The following is a 17,957-nucleotide window of genomic DNA, read 5'->3' as shown; positions in this document are numbered from 1 at the left end:
TGCCCCCTAAAATCGCCCAACACCACCCCATGCCCGTTGGCCTGGGGTGGCTTGTTTTTGTCGGTCACTCAAGCCCATGCACATCCCCACCCTCAGCCCTGGCAAACGCCACGCCCTACCCCGCCCGGCGGGCAGCGCCGACGCTTTGCTGTTGGCCCAATGGGCCAGCCGCGAATGCAGCGCCGGGCGCAGCGTGGCGGTGGTCACGGCCAATGCCAGCGATGCCCAGCGCCTGCTGGAGGAGATGGTGTTTTTTGCCCCCGACCTGCGCTGCGTGCTGTTTCCCGACTGGGAAACCCTGCCTTACGACAGTTTTTCGCCACACCACGACCTGATCAGCGAACGCCTGGCCACGCTGTGGCAAATTTCGCAAGGCCAGGCCGATGTGGTGCTGATCCCCGCCACCACCGCGCTGTACCGGTTGGCGCCGCCCTCATTTTTGGCCGGCTACACCTTTCACTTCAAGGTCAAGCAAAAGCTTGATGAGGCCGCCCTGCGCGCCCAACTCACCCTGGCCGGCTACAACCACGTGACCCAGGTGGTCAGCCCGGGTGAATACGCGGTGCGGGGTGGCTTGATCGACCTGTTCCCAATGGGCTCCTTGGTGCCTTACCGGGTGGATTTGTTCGACAACGAAGTCGACTCCATCCGCACCTTTGACCCCGACAGCCAACGCAGCTTGTACCCGGTGCCCGAGGTGCGCTTGCTGCCCGGGCGCGAGTTCCCCATGGACGAGGCAGCGCGCGCCAAATTTCGCAGCCGCTGGCGCGAATTGCTCGAAGGCGACCCGACCAAAAGCCGCATTTACAAAGACATGGGCAATGGCATGGCCACGGCGGGCATTGAGTACTACCTGCCCTTGTTTTTTGACGACACCGCAACGGTGTTTGATTACCTGGGCCCACAGGCCCTGGTGGCTTTGCATGGCGACTTGGACGCAGCCTTTGCCCATTTTTGGCAAGACACCCAAGAGCGCCACCGCTTGGTGCGCGGCGACCCCGAGCGCCCGGTGCTGCCCCCGGCCAGCTTGTTTTTGAGCGCCGAGGCGTTCTACACCGCCGCCAACCACCACGGGCAATTGGCCCTGCGCGAACACAGCGGTGACGCGGCCGACAACGCCTGGGTTCAGTCGTTGAGCGGTTTGCAGGCCTTGCGCGGTGCCTCCGACCCCTTGATCCACTTGAAAACCCACGCCGCTACCAGCCAACGGCGGGTGCTGATCTTGGCCGAAAGCGCAGGCCGGCGCGAGAGCTTGCTCGACTTTGTGCGCGCCAGCGGCCTGAGCGTGGCGGCGTTTGACGATTTGGCCGCCTTTGAGGCCAGCGACGCGCCTTGGGGCATGGCCACCGCCGCTTTGCAACAAGGCTTTGCCTGGATCGAGCGCGGCCTGGACTTGGTCACCGAGACCGAGTTGTTTGCCTCCAGCCCAGGTGTGCGCCGCCGCCACAAACAAGAGCAAGTCAGCGATGTGCAGGCCTTGATCAAAGACCTGGCCGAGCTGAATGTGGGTGACCCGGTGGTGCACAGCGCCCACGGCATTGGCCGCTACCGGGGATTGGTGCACCTGGACATGGGGGCCGCGCCGCAAGCCGATGGCAGCCCGACCTTGCAAGAGTTTTTGCACCTGGAATACGCCGAAGCAGCGGTGCTGTATGTGCCGGTCAGCCAGCTGCACCTGATCAGCCGCTATACCGGCGTGAGCGCCGATGAAGCCCCGCTGCACCGCTTGGGCTCGGGCCAATGGGACAAAGCGCGGCGCAAAGCGGCCGAGCAAATCCGCGACGTGGCCGCCGAGTTGCTCAACATCTACGCCAGCCGTGCGGCACGCACCGGTCACGCGTTTCGCTACAGCGCGGCGGACTACGAGGTGTTTGCCAACGACTTTGGTTTTGAAGAAACCGCCGACCAACGCGCGGCCATCCATGCGGTGATCCAAGACATGATCAGCCCGCGCCCGATGGACCGCTTGGTCTGCGGCGATGTGGGCTTTGGCAAAACCGAGGTGGCTTTGCGCGCCGCCTTTGTGGCCATCACCGGCGGCAAGCAGGTGGCGTTTTTGGCCCCCACCACCTTGCTGGCCGAACAACATTTCCAAACCCTCACCGACCGCTTTGCCAAGTGGCCGGTCAAGGTGGCCGAGGTCAGCCGCTTTCGCTCGGCCAAAGAGGTCAACGCGACCTTGGTCGGCTTGGCCAACGGCAGCGTGGACATCGTGGTGGGCACGCACAAGCTGCTGAGCGAATCGGTCAAGTACAAAGACCTGGGTCTGTTGGTGATTGACGAAGAACACCGCTTTGGCGTGCGCCACAAAGAAACCATGAAGGCCTTGCGCGCCGAGGTCGATGTGCTCACCCTCACCGCCACGCCCATCCCGCGCACCCTGGGCATGGCCCTGGAAGGCTTGCGCGAATTGAGCGTGATCGCCACCGCACCCCAACGGCGCTTGGCGATCAAAACCTTTGTGCGCGACGAAGGCCAAGGCGTGATCCGCGAGGCGGTGTTGCGCGAGCTCAAGCGCGGTGGCCAGTGCTATTTTTTGCACAACGAGGTCGAGACCATCGAAAACCGCAAGCAACGGCTGGAAGAATTTTTACCCGAAGCCCGCATTGCGGTGGCCCACGGCCAAATGCCCGAGCGCGACTTGGAGCGGGTGATGCGCGACTTTGTGGCCCAGCGCTTCAATGTGCTGCTGTGCTCGACCATCATTGAAACCGGCATCGACGTGCCCAGCGCCAACACCATCTTGATCAGCCGCGCCGACAAATTTGGCCTGGCCCAGTTGCACCAGTTGCGCGGGCGCGTGGGGCGCAGCCACCACCAAGCCTATGCCTATTTGATGGTGCCCGACACCCAAAGCCTGACCAAACAAGCCCAACAAAGGCTCGACGCCATCCAACAAATGGAAGAGTTGGGCTCAGGCTTTTACCTGGCCATGCACGACCTGGAAATTCGGGGTGCGGGCGAGGTGCTGGGCGAAAACCAAAGCGGCAACATGCATGAGGTGGGTTTCCAGCTGTACAACGAGATGCTCTCCGAGGCAGTGCGTGCCCTCAAAAACGGCGAAGAGCCCGATCTGCTCAAACCCTTTGCCGCGGTCACCGACATCAACCTGCACGCCCCGGCTTTGCTGCCCGAGGACTACTGTGGCGACGTGCACCTGCGCCTGAGCTTTTACAAAAAGCTCGCCAGCGCCCAAACCCCCGATCAGATCGACGGCTTGCTCGAAGAGATCGTCGATCGCTTTGGCCAATTGCCTGCGCAAGCCCAAACCCTGATCGATGTGCACCGCTTGCGGGTGCTGGCACGGCCCTATGGCGTGGCCAAAGTGGATGCCACGCCCAGCGTCATCTTGATCGCCTTCAAACCCCACGCCCCGGTGGACGGCATGCGCATCATTCAGTTGGTGCAAAAAAACAAACACATCAAGCTCGCCGGCAACGACAAGTTGCGCATCGAGCGCGCCCTGGCCACGCCGAACGAGCGCGCCCAACTGGTGCGTGAAATCCTGCGCTCGCTGGGCGAGCCCACGGCCCCAGAAACTCGGTCAACCGCAACGGTCAGCTGATCGGTGCGGCAATGCATCAATCTGTGGTTTTCAACCCATCAGCGGGCAAACCAGCCTCAAGCGATGCAATGAATTTTGTTAAACGATACAATTAGGGCATCTTTGCGACAATCTAAAGATACAAATGCAAGACTTCAACGATGCAATCATCATCGCCTGCGCCACGCAGGGCGGCGCATTGCCGAGTCTGGCCAGTGAACAAACCGGTCTTTCGCGGGTCGCCGTTTCCCGTCGTTTGCAAAAACTGACCCAAGCTGCTTATTTGCAGCGGCATGGCTCGGGCACCCGGCCCAGCTACAGCTTGGGTGTGCGCCGCTTTTGGATGGGGCGTCTGCCGCGTTTGGACATGGTGCGCAGGGGTGGTGAGATGGCCATCTGGGAGCGCCATTTGGCCCCCCTGCTGGAAGACTTGCGCGCCAATGTCAAAAGCCTGGCCAACACGGCGTTCACCGAAATGCTGAACAACGCCTTGGACCATTCACAAGCGCACAATGTGCTCATGGGACTGCATTGGAGCGATGGTCAATTGCAAATGGTGGTCGCCGATGATGGCGTGGGCGTGTTTGCCAAGGTCGCCAAAGCAGCCAACTTGTTTGACCCGCGCTTGGCCATTCTTGAATTGGCCAAAGGAAAGTTCACCACAGCGCCTGAAGGCCACTCCGGCATGGGCATTTTTGTTTCTTCGCGCATGATGGATGGGTTTGCCATCGAGTCTCAAGGTCTGCACTTTGACCCCCATGACAGCAGCCACCCCTTGGGCGCTTTCAACTGGATCGACATCGCTGCGGGGCTCAAACCGCATCCGGTGGGGACGGTATTGCGCATGTCGATTGCACAGGACAGCACGCGCACCGCCAAGGATGTGTATTTGAAATACTTTGAACCCGAGGAAATCGGTGCTGAGGCCTTCCACACCACCGAAATCCCCGTGCGCTTGGCCCAACTCAGCAGCGAACTGGTTTCAAGATCGCAAGCCAAGTGGGTGATGGAGCGAGCGAGCCAATTCAAAACCGTCATCCTTGACTTTGAAGGCGTCAACCATGTCGGCCAAGCCTTTGTCGATGAGGTGTTTCGTGTTTTCGCCTTGGCCCACCCGCAAATTCAACTCCAAACCATGGGCATGACACCCGCCGTGGCGCAGTTGGTGGGTTTGTTTGTCAAGCGTTGAAACCCTCCTGCGCAGCCCCTGATCAACCACACCAACCCATGAACCCATCCGCTCCCACCCCATTTGCCCCAGGCTTGAACATCCAAGGTTTCAACGCCCCCTTGCGATTGCACGACTTCAAGTTGATCGCGTTTGACATGGACTCGACGCTGATCAACATCGAATGCGTGGACGAAATCGCCGATGCCGCCGGTCGCAAGGCCGAGGTGGCGGCGATCACCGAAGCCGCCATGCGCGGCGAGATCAAAGACTACAAAGACAGCTTGCGCCAACGGGTGGCTTTGCTCCAAGGCGTGCCCGAATCCGCCTTGCACGAGGTTTACCAACACCGGCTGCGCTTGAACCCGGGGGCGCAAGCCCTGGTGCAAGCCTGTCAACGCGCAGGCCTCAAAACCTTGCTGGTCAGTGGCGGCTTCACCTTTTTCACCGACCGCATTCGCGACCTGCTGGGCTTGGACGAGACCCGCAGCAATGTTCTCGAAGTGGCCAATGGGGTGCTCACAGGTCGCTTGGTTGACCAAGACTGGGGCGATATTTGCGACGGCGAAGAAAAACGCCGCAAGTTGGCGCAATCTTGCGCGCAACTGGGCATTGCACCGGCCCAAGCCATTGCCATGGGCGACGGCGCCAACGATTTGCCCATGATGGGCTTGGCGGGTTTATCGGTGGCCTACCACGCCAAACCCGCCGTGCGGGCCCAGGCCATGGTGTCCATCGAGGAAGGTGGCTTGGACCGCTTGCTCGAAGTGGTGCAGCCCGTTTGACGCCGGTGCTCACCCAGCAGCCCAGACATCACCAACATCCAACGTGCGCCAAGACGCGTGAGGCCCGAATCGGCATTACTGGATCAGCAAGGCGCGATCGCCCTGCGCTCAAGCGAAGCTGAGTTGCACCTTCATCGACTTGGTGCGGTCGGCGGCCAGCGCAAAAGCCTGGGCAAATTCAGTGTGCGGCAAGCTGTGGCTGATCAGGGGTTTGACGTCCACCCGGCGTTGGTTCATCAGTGCCACGGCCAGGGCAAACTCTTCGTGGAAGCGAAAGGTGCCGCGCCACTCGAACTCTTTGGCCACCAGCACATTCATCGGGATGGTGGTGTCGCCACCGGTACCCACTTGCACGATCACGCCGCGCGGGCGCAGCACCTCAAAGGCTGCCACCAAGGCTTTGGCATTGCCACTGGCCTCGATCAGCACATCAAAGTGGCCCTTGTTGGCTTTGTACGCGTCCAAGCCCTCGGGCGTGGTGGCGGTGTTGATGGTGTGGTCGGCACCCACCAAACGCGCGCGGGCCAGGGTTTGGTCGGTGATGTCGGTGGCCACCACCTCGGCCGCACCCGCCCAGCGGGCCGCCAACACGCACAGCGAACCGATCGGGCCGCAACCGGTGACCAGCACCTTGGCCCCTGCCAAGGAACCCGCGCGGCGCACCGCATGCAAAGCCACCGACAGCGGTTCGGCCATGGCCGCCTCGCCATCGCTCACATGGTCGGCCACGGCATGGGCTTGCCAGGCCTCGATCACCATCTCTTGCCGAAACGCGCCTTGGATGTGCGGCCACGGCATGGCACTGCCGTAGAACCGCATGTGCAGGCAATGGCTGTGCTGACCTTGTTGGCAAAACATGCAGTGGCCACAGGGCCGGCTGGGGCTGATGGCCACCCGTGTGCCCATGCTGATGCCCTGCACCTGCGCACCCACGGCCACCACCTGGCCCGATACCTCGTGACCCAGCACCATGGGCTGCTTGACCCGCACCGTGCCAAAGCCGCCGTGTTGGTAGTAATGCAGGTCTGAACCGCAAATACCCCCGGCGCGCATGTGCACCCGCAACTGGTGCTCGCCCAAGGGTTCGGCTTCGGTTTCTTCAATGCGCAAATCGTTGGCGCCGTGGATCACAAGGGCTTGGGGCATGAGGCAACTCTGACGGTTAGAAAAAGAAAAATCTGCGGTTTACAGCGAGGCGGTGACGCCGCCGTCCACATACAACACATGGCCATTGACAAAGGCCGATGCGTCGCTGCTGAGGAACACCGCCGCACCCACCAGGTCTTGCACCTGGCCCCAACGCTTGGCGGGTGTGCGCCCAATCAACCAACCGCTGAAGGTGGCGTCGTTGACCAGGGCCTCGGTGAGTTCGGTTTTGAAGTAACCCGGGCCAATGCCATTGACCTGGATGCCGTGCGGCCCCCAATCCACGGCCATGCCTTTGGTGAGCATCTTCAAAGCGCCCTTGGAGGCGGTGTAGGGCGCGGTGCCCGGGCGGCCCAACTCGCTCATGACCGAGCAGATGTTGATGATCTTGCCCGCTTTGCGCGCGATCATGCCGGGCACCACGGCTTGAGACACGTAAAACGCGCTGTCCAAGTTGGTGCGCATGATGTTGTGCCATTGCTCGGGTGGAAATGTTTCCAAAGAAGATCGAAACGTCATGCCCGCGTTGTTGACCAAAATATCGATGGGGCCCACGTTGCGCTCGATCTCCGCCACTCCAGCCTTGACCGCAGCACCATCGGTGGCATCAAACGCCTGGATAAAAACACCCTCGCTTGGGCCCGGCAGTTGGCGCAATTTGTCGGCGGCGGCTTGCAACTTATCGCGGTTGCGCCCATTGAGCACCACCCGCGCACCGGCGCTGCGCAAGCCCTCGGCCAGGGCCAGGCCAATGCCGCTGCCCGAACCGGTGACCAAGGCCACGCGGCCGGTCAAATTGAACATGGCCAGCGCGGCTGGCAAGGAGGAAGTGGGGGTGGTATTCATGCGTAGCATTCTAGGTGGCGGCCCTGTGCCAGCACACCGGGCAAACACCCACCCCCAGCCACTGTGGACTCAGCGCAAGGCCTGGTAAATGCTCTGGGCCAGCTCGGGCGATATGCCTTCCACCGCACACAGGTCTTGCACGCTGGCGTCGGCCACGCCGCGCACGCCGCCAAAGCGCTGCAACAACTTGGCGCGCTTTTTGGGGCCGATGCCGGCGATGTCTTCCAATTTGCTGGCGCCGGTTCGCACCTGGGCGCGCTTGGCCCGCATGCCGGTGATGGCAAAGCGGTGCGCCTCATCGCGGATTTGGGCAAACAGCATCAAGGCCGCTGAGTCTTTGGGCAGGGTGAGTTTGTCGCGGCCATCGGCAAACACCAGTTCTTCCAAGCCCACTTTGCGGCCCTCGCCCTTTTCCACGCCGACGATGCGCGACAAATCCAATCCCAGTTGTTCAAAGACCTCGCGCGCCACGCCCACTTGGCCCTTGCCGCCGTCGATCAACACCAGGTCGGGCAAGCGCCCCTCACCGGCGCGCACCGCCTCGGCCAGCTTGCTGTAGCGGCGCACCAGCACTTGGCGCATGGCCGCGTAGTCGTCGCCGCCGGTGATGTCTTCGATGTTGTAGCGGCGGTATTCGCTGGACTGCATTTTGTGGTGTTGAAACACCACGCAAGAGGCTTGGGTGGCTTCGCCCGCCGTGTGCGAAATGTCAAAGCATTCGATGCGCAGGCCGTCCAGGTCTTCCACAGCCAGTTCCATGGCGTCGGCCAAAGCGCGGGTGCGCGCTTGTTGCGAGCCTTCTTCGGCGAGCAATCGGTTGAGTTGCAACTCGGCGTTTTGCAAAGCCATGTCCAACCACACCCGGCGCTGTTCGCGCGGTTGGTGCACCGCGTGGATGCGCACCCCGGTTTGCTCGCTCAAGGCCGCCAGCAAGGTTTTTTCGATCGGGTGGCTGGCGACCAAGGTGGGGGGCACCGGCACCTCCAAATAATGCTGTGCCACAAAGGCTTGCAACACCTCAACCGGCTGCGCATCGTCCACATGGGCCGGAAAGTAAGGCCTGTCACCCAAGTGGCGCCCACCGCGCACCATGGCCAGATTGACACAGGCTTTGCCGCCTTGCACGCGCACGGCCAAGATGTCCACATCGCGATCGTCCACGGTGTCCACCGCTTGCTGGTGCAGCACCTTGGACAGCGCACTCAACTGGTTGCGCAAATCGGCTGCTTGCTCAAACTCCAGCTTGTCGGCATGGGCCAACATGCGCCGCTCCAGGTCTTGCATCACCTCTTGGGTTTCGCCACGCAACAAGCGCTGGGCGCTGTCGACATCGCGCGCGTGCTGGGCCAGCGAGGTGTGGCCCACGCAAGGCCCCGAGCAGCGCCGAATTTGGTACAGCAAACAAGGGCGCGAGCGGTTGTTGAACACCGTGTCCTCGCAGGTGCGCAGGCGAAACACTTTTTGGATCAGCTCCATGGCCTCGCGCACCGCCCACACACTGGGATAGGGGCCAAAGTAATCGTGCCGCTTGTCCACCGCACCCCGGTAATACACCATGCGCGCGACTTGGTGCGATTTGGGCGGGCCCGCATCGGTGGCCTCACTGCCCGTGTCGCGCGCATGGGTGATCTTCACATAGGGGTAGCTCTTGTCGTCGCGAAACAAAATGTTGTAGCGCGGCTTGAGGCTTTTGATGAGGTTGTTCTCCAGCAGCAAGGCCTCGGCCTCGGAGCGCACCACGGTGGTCTCCATGCGGGCAATCTTGCCGACCATGTGCCCAATGCGCGTGCCGCCGTGCTCGCGCTGGAAATAGCTGGAGACACGTCGTTTCAAATGATTGGCTTTGCCAACATACAGCACTTGGTTGTCGGCATCGAAGTAGCGGTACACGCCAGGCAGCGCCGGCAATGCCGCGACTTGGGCCAGCAGTTCAAGGGGGAATGCACCCGCAGCTTTGTCACTCATGCGCCGCATTGTGCCGTGCGCGCTCAAGGTATAAACGGCCATGCCCGATCTGGCCCACACCCGCCCTGCCGCCCTGCCCCACTTGGTCCATGCCGACGCCGGAACACCCCAGCCCGCGATGCAGTGGGACGTGTTTTGCCGGGTGATCGACAACCACGGCGACCTGGGGGTGTGTTGGCGACTGGCCTGCCATTTGGCTGCCTTGGGGTCGACGGTGCGCTTGTGGGTGGACCAGGCCACCGATTTGCAATGGATGGCCCCCAACGGCCACCCCGGCGTTCAAGTCCTGCCCTGGCCCAGCGTCAACGCCTGGCCCGTTCAGCCCCACCCCTTGATCACCCCCTTGGCACAGCCGCCAAACGCGCCCACTGCGCTAACCGTGTCGGCGTCCGAAGGGTCAAGCCCGCCCATGCTGCATGGGGTGATTGAAGCTTTTGGTTGTGAGTTGCCCGACATGGTGCAAGCCGCCTTGGCTGCCGAACGCCCAGCACCCGTGTGGATCAACCTGGAATACCTGAGCGCCGAGGCCCATGTGGAGCGCTTGCATGGCCTGCCCTCGCCAGTGATGAGCGGCCCAGCGCAGGGTTTGCAAAAGTGGTTTTTTTACCCCGGCTTCACGGCCCAAACCGGCGGTTTGCTGCACCCCTGGCCGCCTAAAACCTTGGCAACCCAACAGACCGACCCGAAGGCGCTGAACGCTGCCTCTGCCCCGGCCCTCACCTCAACCTTCTCTAACGGCAACGCCGAAGGCATCAGCGCTTTGGGCCACCCCACCCCAGTGGGCAGCGCCCAGGGTCATGCGCCCCAAGCTGCTTTGCGCGTGCTGCTCTTTTGCTACGAGCCCGCGTCCTTGCCAACTTGGCTCACGGCTTGGGCCGACGGGCCGCAACCCATCGATTTGTCGGTGTGTGCCGGGCGCGCCAGCCGGGGGGTGCAAGCCTGGCAAGACCAGCGTGGAAGCGCTGGCGACGGGGCGCTGCGCATCACCCATTTGCCTTGGGTCAGCCAGGTCGCGTTCGATGCCTTGCTGGCCCAGCACGACCTGAATTTGGTGCGCGGCGAAGATTCTTGGGTGCGCGCCATCTGGGCCGGCCAAGCCTTCATGTGGCAAATTTACCCGCAAGGCGATGGCGTGCACCACACCAAGCTGGGGGCTTTTTTAAGCCGGTTCAAAGCTCCTGCCGACCTGGTGCAGGCCCACCAGGCCTGGAATGCCGACAGCGCCCAAGCGTCGCCAAGCTTGTCGGTACCCCAACTGAATGCCTGGCGTGAATGGGTGCGCGAAGTGCGCCACGGCCTGCTGGCCCAACCGGATTTGGCCCAGCAATTGACCGCCTTTGCCGCTGCCAAGAGCGCCGAACCCAGCCCACAAGGGTGACATGGCTAAAATGAGCGGCTTTGTGAACAGGATGCGCCGCGAGTGCCTTGTTCCCAATCCAGGCCCCAGGCTGTTTCCGCGGCCCCTGTTTGATACCGACAACCCCCAGAAATCATGAAAATAGCTCAAGAAATTCGCGCCGGCAACGTCATCATGCACGGCAAAGACCCGATGGTCGTGCTCAAAACCGAATACAGCCGTGGGGGGCGCAACTCCGCCACCGTGCGCATGAAGCTCAAAAGCCTGATCGCCAACTTTGGCACCGAAGTGGTGTTCAAGGCCGACGACAAGATGGACCAAATCGTGCTCGACAAGAAGGAATGCACCTACTCCTACTTTGCCGACCCCATGTATGTGTGGATGGACTCGGAATACAACCAGTACGAAGTCGAAGCCGAAAACATGGGCGACTCGCTCAACTACCTGGAAGAAGGCATGCCCGGCGAAGTGGTGTTTTACGAAGGCAAGGCCATTTCGGTGGAGTTGCACACCAGCGTCGAGCGCGAAGTGACCTGGACCGAGCCTGCCGTCAAAGGCGACACTTCCGGCAAAGTGCTCAAACCAGCGAAAATCGCCACCGGCTTTGAAGTGGGCGTGCCGATTTTTGTGGCCCAAGGCGACCGCATCGAAATCGACACCCGCACCGGCGAGTACCGCCGCCGCGTCTAAGCCCAAACCACCCCTGCGAGAAGGCTCCCACTGGGGGCCTTTTTTCATGGACCCACCCAGGAGACACCCCATGGACAGCACCCACGACATCCGCGATCACCCCCTGGCCCAGGCCTGGGAGGTGCTGCAAGCCCAGCACACCCAAGGCGAGGCGCTGCAAGTCGACTCCAACCGCTTGGCCTTTGCCGACCCCGAGTTTTTGCTGCGCCGCGAGACCCGTGGCATCCGGTTTCAACTGGAAATGCTCAAACCCGATTTGGCCCAGCAAGAGCGCGGCATTGAACACACCGTGGTGGTGTTTGGCAGCGCGCGTTTCCGCTCCGAACAAGACGCCCAGGAACATTTGCGCGTGGCCCAGGCCAGTGGAGACGCCAGCGCCATCGCGCGCGCCCAAACCTTGCTGAAAAACGCCCGCTATTACGAAATGGCCCGCGCCTTTGGGCGAAGGGTGGCCGAACACAGCCTCAGCCAGGTCAAAGCCGAGCAAATGTTTGTCTGCACCGGGGGCGGCCCGGGCATCATGGAGGCGGCCAACCGCGGCGCCCAAGAAGCGGGCGGCATCAGCGTGGGCCTGAACATCGCCCTGCCCCACGAGCAAGAACCCAATCCCTACATCACCCCGGGCCTGAGTTTTAAATTTCACTACTTTGCGCTGCGCAAAATGCACTTCATGATGCGCGCCCGCGCCTTGGTGGCTTTCCCTGGCGGCTTTGGCACGCTGGACGAGTTGTTTGAAACCCTGACCCTGATCCAATGCAAAAAAGCCAAGCCCGTGCCCGTGGTGCTGTTTGGCAGTGAATACTGGAAGCGGGTGTTGAACCTGTCGGTGTTGGTTGAAGAGGGCGTGATTTCGCCCGAAGACCTGAACTTGTTTCAATTCATCGACGATGTGGACGAGGCTTGGCGCTTCATCCAGGGCTTTTACAAGCCTTGACCCAGGCATCAGCAGCACGCTGATGCGTGCCCTGTGCCGGTGCGCATTCAGTCGACGGTCATGCCGGAGTCGCGCACCACAGCAGCCCATTTGCTGATTTCATCTCGGGTCATGGCCATCAACTCTGCAGGGCCAGCCCTGAGCACACTGGCCCCTTGGGCCGCCAAAAAGTTTTCCATCTCCGGCTGCGCTTGCAGCGTGGTCACGGCTTTGCGCATTTGCTCAATCAACTCCCTGGCCACGCCTTTGGGTGCGTACACCGCCACCCACAACTCACCCACCAAGCCAGGGACGCTGTCATGAGCCAAGGGCACATCGGGCAAAGCCGGCGCGCGCTGCATGGATGTCACGGCCAAAGCTTTGAGCTGGCCGCTTTTGATGAAGGGCAAACAAGCGGGAACCGTGCTGACCAAGTAATTCACATTGCCACTGATCACGTCGGTCAAGGCAGGGGCCACGCCTTTGTAGGGGATGTGGGTCAGGTTCACGCCCTGGGATTTTTTCAGCATCTCCATGAGCAAATGCGAAAAAGTCCCATTGCCCGCGGAGCCATAGCTGTATTTGCCAGGGTCGCGCCGGGCCAGGGCCACCACATCAGAGAGGTTGTTCACCGCCTGTTTGGGGCTGACCACGATGACATGTTGCACCAGGGCAATGGCGGCCACGGGCTCAAAGTCGTTGATGGGGTCAAAGCCGGTGTTTTTGTACAGCGCCGGGTTGATGGCTTGGGTGCTGTTGATGGTGACCAACCACAGGCTTCCGTCTTTGGGCCCGGACTTGGCCACATACGCCGAGCCCACATTGCCACCGGCACCGGTTCGGTTTTCCACCACCACGCTGGCGCCGATCAAGGCGGGCAGCCTGGCGGCCACCGCACGGGCCATGACGTCATTGGAGCCGCCTGCGTTTTGGGGCACCAGCAAAGTGATGTTTTTGGGCAGCACAGGCTGCGCCGCAATGGGAAAACTGGCCGCCACAGGCGCCAGGGCGAAGGCGGCAGCCACTTGGCGGCGGTTCAGGACAGGAGATTTCATCGAACCCTTTCGTTGGCCATGCCCATTAAGGGCGTAAAACTTCATCGATCACCTCTTGGGTCAGTCGAACATCGCCAAAACTTTGATAGAACGATGTCAGCCCGGCCATGTGGTCTTCATCGTAGCGGGCCGCACAGGCGTCGGCCACCATGATCACGCGATAGTCCAGCATCATGGCGTCACGGGCTGCGGACTCGCAACACATATTGGTCGCCGTGCCCACCACAATCAAGTTGCTGATGCGCTTGGCGCGCAGCATCGAATCCAGTTGGGAGCTCCCCGCGATGAACGGGGAGAACCGGGTTTTCCAAACCATCCAATCGCTGGACTGGGTGTGGAGCGCTGGATACAGCGCGTGTCCTTCCGCCCCCTCAGACAGCTGATCGCGGTGGCGCGCTGCTTTTTCGGGCGTGAAAAAGTGGTCGTGATAGGTCGACCAAAGGCTTTCACCGCCTTTGCCCGCCGTCATGTTGACCCATGCCACCGTACCGCCTTTTTGCCGCAGCGCATGCGCCAACTGGTTGATGTGGGGCACGATGGCCCGCGCGGTGGGCACCTCGGCCACATAAAAATTTTGCATGTCAATCACCAGCAATGCTGTCTCGGCCGCTGAGAAAGACGGGTACACATGCAGTTGCCCGCGTTTGGCCATGACCCGGTCTAACACGTATTGAGGCCATACAAAGGGGTGAACTTGATCTGAGGTACCCATGTGCTTATCCCATTGCATTCAGCATTGAACTGGGGCCGCGTTCAGCGACCGCTTCCATCGGGGCCCAGATATCGACGCAGGGCCAGCGCGCACATATCCACGGCGGTGTATGCCTCGCGGATGACCCGACCCATGGTGATGAAGCCATGGATTTGCCGCTCAAAGCAAATGTACTGGGCGTCCACGCCCGCCTGGGACAAGGCATCGGCATATTGCAAACCTTCATCGCGCAAGGGGTCGTAGCCCGCGGTCAGCACCAAGGCTGGGGGCAGGTTCGCATGTGAGCTCGCTTTTAGCGGTGAAGCACGCCAGTCCTTGGCGTGTTCACGGGTAGGCAGGTAATGGTCCATGAACCAATCCATGGCCAGGGCGGTCAAACCATAGCCCTCACCGTTGGCATGAAAACTGGGTGTGTCCGGGTACATCAGCGTGGCTGGGTAAATCAGCAATTGAAATGCCGGCGGCTGTGCGCTGCCGCGCGCGCCCAGACACACGGCGGCCGCCAAATTGCCCCCGGCGCTGTCGCCACCCACCGCCACCCGTTTCGGGTCAATGTGCAAAGCCGCGGCTTGCGACACCACCCAGTGAAAGGCCGCCAGGGCGTCTTCATAGGCAGCCGGAAACACATGCTCGGGCGCCAAGCGGTAATCCACGGAAAACACCGCACAACCACTGGCCTGGCACAGTTGGCGGCACAGCACGTCGTGGGTTTCAATGTTGCCAATCACCCAGCCGCCGCCATGGAAGTACACCAGGGCCGGTAAGCTGTCTGTCGCTTGGGCAGCAGCAGGCCGGTATTCACGGATGGGCACGCTGACACTGCCCAACAGCGGGCCATGGTCGGTGGTGGAAGATACCGGGGGCGGATCGGGTTGCGTCAATGCCTTGCGCACCAAATAAAACTCGCGGGCTTTCTCAGGCGGCAAGGTGTTGACCGCGGGCACCTTGCGCTCCACCATCAATTGCAGCAAGGCTTGGGCTTGGGTGTCTAGCATGATGCGTTCCAAAAAATGGGTTGTCAGCGTTGGGTGGCTGGTGGCTGTTGACAGGGTGAAGGCCTTGAAAGATATCATGCCCAAAGAGAACACGGAAACGGCCAGCGGTGACTGGCAAGGGTTTTGATGAACAAGGAGCAACACAATGTCTTTGACTTGGATGGGTTTGGCTGAGCTGGGCGCCCGGCTCAAAAAGGGCGATTTATCTTCTGTGGAATTGACCCACCACTTCCTGGGTCGCATCGCCAAAGCCGACCCCACATTGCACGCCTTCACCGAGGTTTATGCCGATCAGGCTTTGGCCCTGGCCCAAGCGGCGGACCAGGCCAGGACCAGCGGCTTGCCCATGGGGCCCTTGGCGGGTCTGCCCATAGTTCTGAAAGATTTGCTGCACATCCAAGGCCATGTGTCCACCTTGGGATCGAAACACTTTGTCAACCAGCAGGCCCACCAGACCAGTGCCACGGTCGAGCGCCTGTTGCAAGCCGGCATGATTCCCTTGGGCAAGCTGCACATGACCGAGTTTGCCTTTGGCGGCTGGGGCACCAACCCTTTGATGGGCACCCCCCAAAACCCTTGGGACTTGGCAACCCACCGGGTGCCTGGAGGCTCTTCCAGCGGCACCGGCGTAGCGGTGGCCGCGGGTTTGGCGCCCGTGGGCATTGGCAGCGACACCGGTGGGTCGGTGCGCATCCCCAGCGCCTTCAATGGCCTGACCGGCTTGAAGGTGACGTTTGGGCGCATCAGCTTGCATGCCACCGGCTTGCTGAGTTGGTCGCTGGACACCATCGGGCCCATGGCGCGAAACGTGCACGACTGCGCGTTGATGTTGGATGCCATGGCCGGGCCAGACGCCCGCGATGCAACGACATGGGCGCAACCGCTGGAGGTTTTTACCCGCGAGCCGCGCGCGGTCAAAGGCCTGCGTTTGGCCATGCCAGACGCCAACCAGTTTCCCGACTTCATGCAGCCCGCCGTGATGCAGTCGTGGCGCGATGCCGCCCAGGTGTTGGCCGGCTTGGGGGCGGTGGTGATCCCCGTTCGGCTGCCCGACGGGTTTTTTGATTTGGCCGCCCAAACCGGCCGCATCATCGCGTCAGAGGCCCACAGCTTGCACCGCGAGTATGTGGACAACCCGGATGTCCCGCTGGGCCCCGCCGTGCGCCAACGCATCCAAGCGGCGGCTTCTTTCAAGCCGGGTGAATATGCCGAGGTGCTGAAAACCATGCACGACCAACGGCGGGTGTTTGCGCAATGGTTTGAAGCCTTCGATGCGATGCTGTTGCCCACCGTGGCCGCCACCGCCACAGCGCTGGCAGACGTGGACGAGGCCTCTCCCCTGCCCGGCTACATGACCCGGCCCATCAACTACCTGGGTTTGTGCGCCCTGTCGGTGCCAGCGGGCTTGGCAGCCGGTTTGCCCATGGGATTGCAAATCGTGGGCAAGGCTTTTGATGAGCGAACGGTGTTGTCCTTGGGCCAAGCGTTCCAAGCCAGCACCGACCACCACCAGCTGCACCCCGATCTGTCAACTTTGGGTTTGTGAATCCACCGCCAGCACCCTGGCACAGAACACATCACAGCCACCTCAGAGCCGTCGCACCCAGGCGGGTGCGGCGTTCAACGACTGGCCTCAGGGGCTGTCAATCTTGAGGCGCAATGCCGTGCGGGTGCTGGCCCCCACCCAGGCGGCCACCGACCAAAACACACCGGCGCTGCCCAAAAAAGCCCCCGCCACCCCAAACAGCATGGGCATGGCCACGCTGGAAGCGTTGATGGCCATCAAGCGCAGGCCGATGGCCTCGCCATGGCGCTCATGGGGCGTGATTTGGTGCAGCATGCTCATCAACATGGGTTGAATCACCCCGAGTGAAAAGCCCAGAAACACCGAACAAACGCCCATCATCCAGGCACCTTGGCTGAGCGGGTACAGGACCAACAAAACACAGGTGATGACCATCGAGCCCGAGATCATTTGCCATTCTTGAACCCGGTGCACCAAGCTCGGCAAGGCCACGCGAATCAAGGCGGCGGCAATGGCAAAACCACCCAAGATGCTGCCAATGGCCGAGGCGCTGAGGTTTTGCTCGTGGCCCATCAAGGGCACGACAAAGGTGTGCACGTCCCAACAGGACGCCATCACCCAGTTGATCCACAGCATGCGCCGAAACATGGGCAACTTGAACAAATCCCAAGCGCTGCGCTTGGGCTGTTCGGGGTCGACCACGATGGCCGGCAGTTCCTGCACCTGGCGCACCCACCACCAAGCCAACAAGGGCAACATGGCGAGCATGAAAAAGGCCGCCTGAAAGCCCGCATGGTCGATCAACAAACCAGCGAAAAAAGGCCCAATGAAATTGGAAATGGCCGGCCCGATGGCCAACCAACTGAAGGCCTGCTTGAGTTCGGTCATGCCTTGGGCACGCCGCCCCACATGGCGCTGCAAGGCAATCACGGCCGCGCCGGTGGCGCCACCGGTGAACAAGGCACTGATGCACAGCACTGGAAAAGTCGGCCAGATCACCGCCAAACCGGTCCCTACACTGCCCAGCACCACGCTCCAACCCACCGGACGCTTGAGGCCATGGCGGTCGGCATAGCGACCTGCGGGCAAGGCCAAAAACACCTGGGTCAGGGCAAACATGGCCAACAACATCCCCACCGCCAATTCGGTGTGGCCTTCGCGCAGCGCCAGCAAGGGGCCGGCCATGCGCATGCCGGTCATGCAGGCATGTAAAAAAACTTGTCCGGCGATCAGCCGTGCCAGCTCGGGGTTCAAGC

The 17,957-nt window shown here is 61.6% G+C and carries 15 protein-coding genes; 8 read left to right on the top strand and 7 right to left on the bottom strand.

Annotated features, from left to right (window positions below):
- The first annotated feature begins 76 nt into the window (after positions 1 to 76).
- The 3 genes from mfd (at position 77) to serB (ending at position 5,497) form a co-directional block, all read left to right on the top strand.
- Entirely contained in the window at positions 77 to 3,565 is a 3,489-nt protein-coding gene (mfd, locus tag AC8GFZ_RS02080) for a transcription-repair coupling factor (RefSeq protein WP_506641860.1), read from the top strand.
- Positions 3,566 to 3,689: 124 nt separating this feature from the next.
- Entirely contained in the window at positions 3,690 to 4,733 is a 1,044-nt protein-coding gene (locus AC8GFZ_RS02075; RefSeq protein WP_506641858.1) for an STAS-like domain-containing protein, read from the top strand.
- Positions 4,734 to 4,771: 38 nt separating this feature from the next.
- Entirely contained in the window at positions 4,772 to 5,497 is a 726-nt protein-coding gene (gene serB / locus AC8GFZ_RS02070) for a phosphoserine phosphatase SerB (protein ID WP_506641856.1), read from the top strand.
- 108 nt (positions 5,498 to 5,605) lie between these two features.
- Here serB and AC8GFZ_RS02065 read toward each other — a convergent pair whose 3' ends face one another.
- From AC8GFZ_RS02065 to uvrC, 3 genes are all read right to left on the bottom strand, one after another.
- Positions 5,606 to 6,643 carry an L-idonate 5-dehydrogenase gene (locus tag AC8GFZ_RS02065; RefSeq protein WP_506641854.1) on the bottom strand — a complete coding sequence of 346 codons (1,038 nt, stop codon included), beginning with the start codon at positions 6,641 to 6,643 and terminating at the stop codon, positions 5,606 to 5,608.
- Between the two features lie 39 nt (positions 6,644 to 6,682).
- Entirely contained in the window at positions 6,683 to 7,489 is an 807-nt protein-coding gene (locus AC8GFZ_RS02060; protein ID WP_506641852.1) for an SDR family oxidoreductase, read from the bottom strand.
- Between the two features lie 69 nt (positions 7,490 to 7,558).
- Positions 7,559 to 9,454, bottom strand: a complete 1,896-nt coding sequence (gene uvrC / locus AC8GFZ_RS02055; protein ID WP_506641850.1) for an excinuclease ABC subunit UvrC — start codon at positions 9,452 to 9,454, stop codon at positions 7,559 to 7,561.
- Between the two features lie 40 nt (positions 9,455 to 9,494).
- Between uvrC and earP the strand changes: the two genes are divergently transcribed.
- The 3 genes from earP (at position 9,495) to AC8GFZ_RS02040 (ending at position 12,435) form a co-directional block, all read left to right on the top strand.
- The gene (gene earP / locus AC8GFZ_RS02050; RefSeq protein WP_506641848.1) at positions 9,495 to 10,832 is read left to right on the top strand and encodes an elongation factor P maturation arginine rhamnosyltransferase EarP; all 1,338 of its coding nucleotides are present in this window, start codon (positions 9,495 to 9,497) and stop codon (positions 10,830 to 10,832) included.
- A 114-nt stretch (positions 10,833 to 10,946) separates the two neighbouring features.
- Positions 10,947 to 11,501, top strand: coding sequence for an elongation factor P (efp, locus tag AC8GFZ_RS02045; protein ID WP_506641846.1), 555 nt, complete (start codon positions 10,947 to 10,949; stop codon positions 11,499 to 11,501).
- A gap of 70 nt (positions 11,502 to 11,571) precedes the next feature.
- Positions 11,572 to 12,435 (top strand): LOG family protein, encoded by an 864-nt coding sequence (locus tag AC8GFZ_RS02040; protein ID WP_506641844.1) that lies wholly within the window; start codon positions 11,572 to 11,574, stop codon positions 12,433 to 12,435.
- Between the two features lie 47 nt (positions 12,436 to 12,482).
- Here the strand turns inward: AC8GFZ_RS02040 and AC8GFZ_RS02035 are convergent, their stop codons facing one another.
- Genes AC8GFZ_RS02035 through lipP1 form a run of 3 tightly spaced genes read right to left on the bottom strand, consistent with a single transcriptional unit; the run spans position 12,483 to position 15,176 of the window.
- The gene (locus AC8GFZ_RS02035) at positions 12,483 to 13,469 is read right to left on the bottom strand and encodes a Bug family tripartite tricarboxylate transporter substrate binding protein (RefSeq protein ID WP_506641842.1); all 987 of its coding nucleotides are present in this window, start codon (positions 13,467 to 13,469) and stop codon (positions 12,483 to 12,485) included.
- 25 nt (positions 13,470 to 13,494) lie between these two features.
- Positions 13,495 to 14,181, bottom strand: coding sequence for an isochorismatase family protein (locus AC8GFZ_RS02030; protein WP_506641840.1), 687 nt, complete (start codon positions 14,179 to 14,181; stop codon positions 13,495 to 13,497).
- A 41-nt stretch (positions 14,182 to 14,222) separates the two neighbouring features.
- Positions 14,223 to 15,176: a LipP1 family hormone-sensitive lipase gene (gene lipP1 / locus AC8GFZ_RS02025; protein WP_506641838.1), complete on the bottom strand. Its 954-nt coding sequence runs from the start codon at positions 15,174 to 15,176 to the stop codon at positions 14,223 to 14,225.
- Between lipP1 and AC8GFZ_RS02020 the strand changes: the two genes are divergently transcribed.
- Both AC8GFZ_RS02020 and AC8GFZ_RS02015 read left to right on the top strand, forming a co-directional pair.
- Positions 15,175 to 15,303 carry a hypothetical protein gene (locus AC8GFZ_RS02020; RefSeq protein WP_506641837.1) on the top strand — a complete coding sequence of 43 codons (129 nt, stop codon included), beginning with the start codon at positions 15,175 to 15,177 and terminating at the stop codon, positions 15,301 to 15,303. The two genes, lipP1 and AC8GFZ_RS02020, sit on opposite strands and share 2 nt — an antisense overlap.
- An 18-nt stretch (positions 15,304 to 15,321) precedes the next feature.
- A complete protein-coding gene (locus tag AC8GFZ_RS02015; RefSeq protein WP_506641835.1) occupies positions 15,322 to 16,722 on the top strand; it encodes an amidase in 1,401 nt (466 codons plus the stop codon).
- A gap of 87 nt (positions 16,723 to 16,809) precedes the next feature.
- Here AC8GFZ_RS02015 and AC8GFZ_RS02010 read toward each other — a convergent pair whose 3' ends face one another.
- Complete coding sequence (locus AC8GFZ_RS02010) at positions 16,810 to 17,955, bottom strand: MFS transporter (protein WP_506641833.1); 1,146 nt, start codon at positions 17,953 to 17,955, stop codon at positions 16,810 to 16,812.
- Positions 17,956 to 17,957: the final 2 nt, after the last annotated feature.

This window comes from Limnohabitans rimovensis (SeqCode) (assembly GCF_965234775.1).
In the GTDB taxonomy this organism is placed as follows: domain Bacteria; phylum Pseudomonadota; class Gammaproteobacteria; order Burkholderiales; family Burkholderiaceae_C; genus Limnohabitans; species Limnohabitans rimovensis.
The sequence above is the reverse complement of the archived record's forward strand: the minus strand, read 5'-3'. Positions and strand labels throughout refer to the sequence as shown.